We start from the raw sequence: 7,550 nt of genomic DNA, 5'->3' as shown, positions 1-7,550 counted from the left end.
TCGGCTGCGGCTTTTGATCTTGATCTGGAAGCCCGTCGGCAGGCTGAGTGGAGGGATTGATCCGGGGGTGGGAGCGCAGCGACCGTTCGACGAAGTCGAACACATCGAAAGTAGGTGCAGCGAAGCAAACCGGAAGCGATGCCCCCGGATCGATCCCGGAGCGAAGGAACCCCGAGCCCCAGCGAGCGGGCCGAACGTCAGGGCACAGACCTTTGGTTCCTTTGGGGCGTTTGCCAAAGGGACTCGCTGTAAAAGCGAAACCGCCAGCGGCAGCACCCGCAGAAACGGATATACACCCAAAACCCCAAGAACATGGTCGGCCCGAAGGCCGCCACGTCACACAAGAATCAACCCTCCCGACGAACCCGGAACCAGGCCGCATACAACGCTGGCAAAAACAACAGCGTCAACGCAGTCGCAACAATCAACCCCCCCATGATCGCCACCGCCATCGGCCCAAAAAACACACTCCGTGACAACGGAATCATCGCCAAAACCGCCGCCAACGCCGTCAACACAATCGGCCTGAAGCGTCGAACCGTAGCCTCGATAATCGCCTGCCAAGGCCTAAGCCCGGAAGCGATATCCTGCTCGATCTGATCCACCAGAATCACCGAATTGCGCATGATCATCCCGGACAGCGCAATCGTCCCCAACATCGCCACAAACCCGAACGGCTGGCGGAACACCATCAAAAACAGCACCACCCCGATCAACCCCAGCGGCGCCGTCAAAAACACCATCGCCGTGCGCGAAAAACTGCGCAACTGCACCATCAACAGCGTCAGCACCACGACGATGAACATCGGCACCCCGGCATTCACCGACTTCTGCCCACGCTCGGAATCCTCCACCGTGCCGCCGACATCCAGCAAATAGCCATCCGGCAACTCGGCACGAATCGAATCCAGCGTCGGCATGATCTGCTTCACCAGCGTCGCCGGCTGCTCCTTGCCATAAATATCCGCCCGCACGGTCACGTTCGGCAGGCGATTGCGGTGCCAGATAATCCCTTCCTCAAAGCCATATTCCAGCGTGGCAATCTGCGACAACGCCACACTGCGGCCGTTATCCGTCGGCACCGCCAGGCTCGGCAACAACGACAACTCAGTACGTTCATGCACCGTGCCGCGCAGCAGAATCTCGATCAACTCATTGTCTTCGCGATACTGACTGACACTCGACCCGGTCAACGAACTCTGGAGGAATTTCGCCAGATTGGCCGTGCTCACACCCAGCGCCCGGGCACGATCCTGATCGATATTCAGGTACACGACTTTGCTCGGCTCTTCCCAATCCAGATGCACATTGACCACATGCGGGTTCTCGCGAACCTTGGCCGCCACCTTGCGCGCCAACGCTCGGACTTCTTCGATGTGTTCACCGGTGACGCGGAACTGCACCGGATAGCCAACCGGCGGACCGTTCTCCAACCGCGTAACCCGCGAACGCAATGCCGGGAACTGCTCGTTAAGCGTTTCAATCAACCAGCTGCGTAGTGCTTCCCGCTCCTCGATGGTTTTCGCCAACACCACAAACTGCGCGAAGCTCGCCGCCGGCAATTGCTGATCCAGCGGCAGATAGAAACGCGGCGACCCCGTGCCAACATAGGCGACGTAATTATCAATGCCGGCATGCTCCTTGAGCATCGCCTCCAGCCGTTTCACCTCACCGGTGGTATTGGCCAACGACGCACCTTCAGCGAGCTTCAGGTCGACCATCAACTCCAGTCGATTGGAAGCCGGGAAGAACTGCTGTGGCACGAAGCGGAACAACATCACCGAGGCGATAAACAGCCCGACCGTCAGCACGATCACGGTCTTGCGATGCGCCACGCACCATTCCACCAAGCGTCGAACGCGCTGATAAAACGGCGTGCCATACGGATCAGGCTGGCCATCGCCGGTGCCGTGTTTGACCGCATGAATTTTCGCCAGATCCGGCAGCAGTTTTTCCCCCAGATACGGCACAAACACCACCGCCGCCACCCATGACGCGAGCAACGCGATGGTCACTACCTGAAAGATCGACCGGGTGTATTCGCCAGTGCCGGACTGCGCCGTGGCAATCGGCAAGAACCCGGCGGCAGTGATCAACGTACCGGTGAGCATTGGGAATGCGGTGCTGGTCCAGGCATAACTCGCCGCGCGGATGCGATCAAAGCCCTGCTCCATTTTGATCGCCATCATTTCCACAGCAATGATCGCGTCGTCCACCAGCAAACCCAGCGCCAGCACCAACGCGCCAAGAGAGATCTTGTGCAGGCCGATGCCGAGGTAATACATGCAGGCGAAGGTCATCGCCAGCACCAGCGGAATGGTCAGCGCGACGACCATGCCGGTACGCACGCCGAGGGAGAAGAAGCTCACCAGCAAGACAATCGCCAACGCTTCGACCAGTACCTGAACGAACTCGCCGACCCCGGTTTTCACCGCCGCCGGCTGGTCGGAAACCTTGCGCAATTGCATACCGGCCGGAAGGTTTTTCTGGATGCGCGAGAACTCGCCTTCCAGCGCTTTACCGAGCACCAGAATGTCGCCGCCATCCTTCATCGCCACCGCCAGACCAATCGCATCTTCGCCCATGAAGCGCATGCGCGGCGCCGGTGGATCGTTGAAACCGCGACGCACATCGGCCACATCGGAGATGCGGAACGTACGATCACCGACGCGGATCGGAAAGTTTTTTATCTCCTCGACCGTCTGAAAATTCCCCGAGACCCGTAGCTGCAAGCGCTCGCTACCGGTTTCAAAGAACCCGGCGGTCGAGACCGCGTTCTGCTCTTGCAGCGCCTGTTGCACTGCTGCCAGCGGCAAGCCGAGGGTCGCCAGTTTGACGTTGGACAGTTCGACCCAGATTTTTTCGTCCTGCAAACCGAGCAGTTCGACCTTGCCGACGTCCTTGACCCGTTGCAGCTGGATCTGGATGCGATCGGCGTAATCCTTGAGCACCGCGTAATCGAAACCGTCCCCCGTTAGCGCATAGATATTGCCGAACGTGGTGCCGAATTCATCGTTGAAAAACGGCCCCTGAATATCCGGCGGCAAGGTCTGGCGAATATCGCTGACCTTCTTGCGCACCTGATACCAAAGATCAGGGATTTGCTTGGAATGCATCGAGTCGCGGGCAATGAACGTCACTTGCGATTCACCGGGACGCGAGAACGACACGATGCGTTCGTATTCGCCGGTTTCCATCAGTTTCTTTTCGATGCGTTCGGTGACCTGCCGCGAGACTTCTTGCGCGGTCGCCCCTGGCCAACGTGTCTGAATCACCATGGCTTTGAAAGTAAACGGCGGGTCTTCACTCTGGCCGAGTTTGGTGTAGGACAACGCACCGACGATGGCCAGCAAAAGCATCAGGAACAGTACGATCTGGCGATTACGCAGCGCCCATTCGGAAAGGTTGAAGCGCATCGGGATTTACTCCTTGTCCGCCAGATTGACCACACGGTTGGAGCGATCCACCGGACGCACCTGCTGCCCTTCAAGCAACACATGCACGCCAGCAGCCACCACCCAGTCACTGGCGTTCAAGCCTTCGAGCACCGGCACGCTTTTCTCGCCAAACGGACCGATGCGCACCGGGGTTTTCTTCAAGGTGTTGTTGCCATTGACGACCCACACGTAGGTTGCACCGTTTTCCGCAGTGAGTGCCGAAAGCGGCACCGACAGGGAAACGCTGTCAGCCGATTGCACGAACACCCGGGCACTCTGGCCCAGTTCGGCCGGGACTTTGCCGCCGGTGAAGGAAATACGCGCAGCAAAAGTGCGTGAGCGTGGATCGGCGGCGGGCGACAGTTCGCGGATTTGCCCGGCGAAGCGCTGGTTCTGTTGCGTCCACAGTTCGACTGTCACTGGCTGACCGACCTTGAAGCGGCCGAAGCTCTGCTCCGGCAGGCTGATCAGCACTTCGCGCTCGCCATCGGTGGCGAGGGTAAACACGGTTTGCCCGGCGGCGACGACCTGCCCCACCTCGACCGAACGCTTGGCCACCACGCCATCCTGCGGCGCACGCAACACGGCGTAACTGGCCTGATTGGTCGATACGTTGAATTCGGCTTTGATTTGTTTAAGGCGGGCTTCACCGGAACGGTAAAGGTTTTCGGCGTTGTCGTAAGCCGAGCGGCTGACCATCTGCCGATCCATCAAGGTTTTGTAACGATCACGCTCGGCGCGCACAAGATTGAGATTGGCTTCGGCGGCGGCAACCTGAGCACGGGTGGCTTCCAGTTGCAGACGCACGTCCTGTGGATCGAGTTCAGCGAGCGGTTGGTCAGCCTTCACACGCTGACCTTCATCGACCAGTCGTCGGCTGACTTTGCCGCCAATACGAAAGGCCAGATCGGGTTCATAGCGGGCGCGTACCTCGCCCGGATAACTTTCCATCGCCTGGGCCGAAGGCTCTGGCTGCACCACCATGGCCGGTCGCACGGTGACTTGCGTCGCCTCTTCCTGACCGCATGCTGACAAAAGGAACGCCAGACTCACTGGCAACGCGAGGGACAACGCATGGCGGAACATGGTGACGGACCTTTCGCTAATGGTGCTTGGAATAATTATACTGGCGGGTATGTTATTAATAGCAAACTCACCAGTCCAGTATTAAAAGCGAAGAATGTCGAACAATCTTTCAGCTCCAAACGGCCCGGGCCGCCCCAAGGATCTGGCCAAGCGCCAGGCCATCCTCGACGCGGCGAAAATTCTGTTTTTGAGTCATGGCTATGCCAACACCAGCATGGACGCGGTGGCCAGCGAGGCTGGCGTGTCGAAGCTGACGGTCTACAGCCATTTCAACGACAAGGAGACGCTGTTCTCCGCCGCCGTGGTGGCCAAATGCGAAGAGCAATTACCGCCACTGTTCTTCGAATTGCCCGAAGGCATCGCTGTGGAAAATGTATTGCTGAACATTGCGCGAGGCTTTCACCAGCTGATCAACAGCGATGAGTCGGTGAATCTGCACCGCTTGATCATGGCCCTCGGCAGTCAGGATCCGAACCTGTCGCTGATCTTCTTCGAGGCCGGCCCGCAGCGCATGGTGCAAGGGATGGAGCGGTTGTTGACGCGCATTCACGAGACCGGTGCGCTGAGCATTGATCTGCCGCGCAATGCCGCTGAGCATTTCTTCTGCCTGATCAAGGGTGCGGGGAATTTTCGGCTGTTGTATGGCTGTGGGGAGCCGTTGAGCGAAGAGGCTGCGGAGAGCCATATTGAGGAAGTGGTGGCTTTGTTTATGCGCGCCTATCGCCCCTGATTCTGTGGTGTCTGGGGGGACGCCTTCGCGAGCAAGCTCGCTCCCACATTGGAATGCATTTCAAATGTGGGAGCGAGCTTGCTCGCGAATGGGGGCGCCTCGGTCTTAAGCCTTGAGCGCTTTCTTCGGGTAAATGTCATACCGGCTGGATTTGCCATCCAGCGCATGACTCGGCTTCGGCCCCGCAATGCACGGTGCCTTGCGCGGGCGCTTGACCACCACCCGGTGCGTCGCCAGAGCCAAAGCGGCCTGCAACAGCGCCGGCGCATCCGGATCATCGCCCACCAGCGGCCGGAACAGACGCATCTCCTTCTTCACCAGCGCGGTTTTCTCACGGTGCGGAAACATCGGATCGAGATAGATCACCTGCGGCGGCTCCCCTTCCCAGTTCTGCATGACTTCGATGGAGTTGCCCTTGAGCAACTTCATCCGCGCCACGATCGGCGCGACATCGAAATCTTCCGCGCCTCGCGCCAGACCATCTTCCAGCAGCGCGCCAATCAGCGGCTGGCGCTCGATCAGACTCATTTCGCAACCGAGACTGGCCAGCACAAAAGCATCCTTGCCCAGCCCCGCCGTGGCATCCAGCACGCGCGGGCGCACGCCTTGGGCGATGCCGACGGCCTTGGCAATCATCTGCCCGCTGCCGCCGCCATACAAGCGCCGATGCGCCGCCCCGCCTTCAACGAAGTCGACCCGCACCGGCCCTGGTGCATCCGGGCCGAGCTGTTGCAGTTGCAAACCCTGTTCGCCAACCTGCAAGGCGAACTCGCCGTCCGCCACTTCACGCGGCAGACCGAGGCATTCGGCCCACTGCTGCGCTTGCGCTTCAAACGTCGCGCCGAGGGCTTCGACATGGATGCGGCAGGCCGCGGGTTGCTCGATCATGGAAAACACGCTCAAAAATTCAAGGATCGGCAAAAACCGCCGATAATTCATTCAACGCGCATTTTGCCAGAGCTGAGCGTCAACCGAAAAAAATGTCAGGCATTCTTCTCACATCGATTGGCTACATCTCGCCCCATGGCGACTTTAGCCGTCACAACACTCAAGCACTGAGCGGCGTCAGTCACCTGTGGCAGGATTTCTTTGCCCAGGCAATGGCCGAACAGACGAGTGAAGTGGTGCCTGCCTGCGGCACGTTTCCACCGGTTGACCTGAGCAGCCCGGTAGAACCGACCATCGGCAGCGAGTTGCACGCGCACATCGTCAGTCAGCGCGAGTGCGATGTAGTCGAAACCGAAGTGCGTCCGCCGGAGCCATTGTTCCTGCCAATCGCCGAATTCGAAATGGACCTGCTGGACAAGCCATTCCCACCGTTCCCGCCTGAAGAACTCAAGGCTCAGCAAGAGCAACAGGATTTCGACAGCAGTTGGGTGCGTCCGGTGGTGATCAACAATGGTCAGCCAACACCAGAACCTGGCCCGGCCCCGCAGAAGAAACCACTGTACCTGCCGATTGCCGAGTTCGACCTCGACCTGATGCAGAAGCCCTACCCGCCGTTCCCGCCAGAAGAAATCGTCGAGCAACAGAAAGCGCTGGACTTCGATAATGGCTGGGCCCGTCCGATCGTTCTGCAGAACCTGCGCCTCGCCGCCTAAACCTCAGCGACACACGCTCCAGCGGCCGACATCGACATGAAAGTGATTGCGATGGGCGGCGTTGTAATCCGGACTCAACACCACACTGAATGCCTCGCAGGCGCCATCGCGCAGCTGACGGAGAAACTGCGCGTCCTGATTTTGCCTGGGCCAGTCCCTGAGTACGCTGATGCTGCGGCCGTCGGCCAGACGAAACCCGGCAATGTCCAGCGCATCAGCACTGGCATGACGGCTGAGCGCGCCGCTTTCGCGGTTGTAGACATTGCGGCAGGCGAAGCTGCCGAGATGATCGAGGCGTACGACTTTCTGACCGTAAACCGACTGTGCTGCGGGTTGCAGCGAATGGTGCTCGAACATCGCGTAGGCCACCGCCAGCGGACAACTGGCGAGGAAACTGCTGCTCAGCGCCACCTCACCGCCCTGTACGCGCAGGGCGCCGATCAGCGGGCACTTGGCGTCAGGACTGTCGGATTGACGCGTGACGCGCAAGTCAGAGCTGCTCAACGCTTGCGCACAGAGTTGTGGGTCGCTGCGCAAACGCATCAGCTTGTAGCCGGTCAGCCAATTGGGCGTGGCTTTGACGTCCAGCGGCGCCCATGGATTCCATTCTGACGGCACGTCCAGCCAACCGCGCCAGACACTGATCAACGCGCCGCCGATGATCAACAGGACGCTTAGCGCAATCCATCGCCCCAT

At 59.6% G+C, this 7,550-nt stretch carries 6 protein-coding genes; 2 read left to right on the top strand and 4 right to left on the bottom strand.

The features are described from left to right. Positions 1-347: 347 nt before the first annotated feature. The gene (locus GTU76_RS18775; RefSeq protein ID WP_180699303.1) at positions 348-3,416 is read right to left on the bottom strand and encodes an efflux RND transporter permease subunit; all 3,069 of its coding nucleotides are present in this window, start codon (positions 3,414-3,416) and stop codon (positions 348-350) included. Positions 3,417-3,422: 6 nt separating this feature from the next. Next, the gene (locus tag GTU76_RS18770) at positions 3,423-4,523 is read right to left on the bottom strand and encodes an efflux RND transporter periplasmic adaptor subunit (RefSeq protein ID WP_123594900.1); all 1,101 of its coding nucleotides are present in this window, start codon (positions 4,521-4,523) and stop codon (positions 3,423-3,425) included. Between the two features lie 94 nt (positions 4,524-4,617). On the opposite strand from GTU76_RS18770, the gene GTU76_RS18765 reads away from it, so the two are divergent. Further along, positions 4,618-5,253, top strand: coding sequence for a TetR/AcrR family transcriptional regulator (locus GTU76_RS18765; RefSeq protein WP_016983601.1), 636 nt, complete (start codon positions 4,618-4,620; stop codon positions 5,251-5,253). A gap of 105 nt (positions 5,254-5,358) precedes the next feature. Here the strand turns inward: GTU76_RS18765 and GTU76_RS18760 are convergent, their stop codons facing one another. Next, positions 5,359-6,141, bottom strand: coding sequence for a class I SAM-dependent methyltransferase (locus GTU76_RS18760; protein ID WP_026000488.1), 783 nt, complete (start codon positions 6,139-6,141; stop codon positions 5,359-5,361). 92 nt (positions 6,142-6,233) lie between these two features. Here GTU76_RS18760 and GTU76_RS18755 point away from each other — a divergent pair, with 92 nt between their 5' ends. Then, the gene (locus GTU76_RS18755; protein ID WP_180699302.1) at positions 6,234-6,854 is read left to right on the top strand and encodes an energy transducer TonB; all 621 of its coding nucleotides are present in this window, start codon (positions 6,234-6,236) and stop codon (positions 6,852-6,854) included. 3 nt (positions 6,855-6,857) lie between these two features. Here the strand turns inward: GTU76_RS18755 and GTU76_RS18750 are convergent, their stop codons facing one another. After that, positions 6,858-7,550, bottom strand: a complete 693-nt coding sequence (locus GTU76_RS18750; RefSeq protein ID WP_026000489.1) for an extensin-like domain-containing protein — start codon at positions 7,548-7,550, stop codon at positions 6,858-6,860.

This window comes from Pseudomonas crudilactis, assembly GCF_013433315.1.
GTDB classification, from domain to species: domain Bacteria; phylum Pseudomonadota; class Gammaproteobacteria; order Pseudomonadales; family Pseudomonadaceae; genus Aquipseudomonas; species Aquipseudomonas crudilactis.
Note: the sequence above shows the minus strand (reverse complement) of the source record. Positions and strands in the feature narration are given on the sequence as shown.

What these genes read in the sequence shown, in the direction of transcription:
- GTU76_RS18750 (WP_026000489.1), bottom strand. Translation starts at nt 7,550, where the DNA reads ATGGGGCGATGGATTGCGCTAAGCGTCCTGTTGATCATCGGCGGCGCG.
- GTU76_RS18765 (WP_016983601.1), top strand. Translation starts at nt 4,618, where the DNA reads ATGTCGAACAATCTTTCAGCTCCAAACGGCCCGGGCCGCCCCAAGGAT.
- GTU76_RS18755 (WP_180699302.1), top strand. Translation starts at nt 6,234, where the DNA reads ATGTCAGGCATTCTTCTCACATCGATTGGCTACATCTCGCCCCATGGC.
- GTU76_RS18770 (WP_123594900.1), bottom strand. Translation starts at nt 4,523, where the DNA reads ATGTTCCGCCATGCGTTGTCCCTCGCGTTGCCAGTGAGTCTGGCGTTC.
- GTU76_RS18775 (WP_180699303.1), bottom strand. Translation starts at nt 3,416, where the DNA reads ATGCGCTTCAACCTTTCCGAATGGGCGCTGCGTAATCGCCAGATCGTA.
- GTU76_RS18760 (WP_026000488.1), bottom strand. Translation starts at nt 6,141, where the DNA reads ATGATCGAGCAACCCGCGGCCTGCCGCATCCATGTCGAAGCCCTCGGC.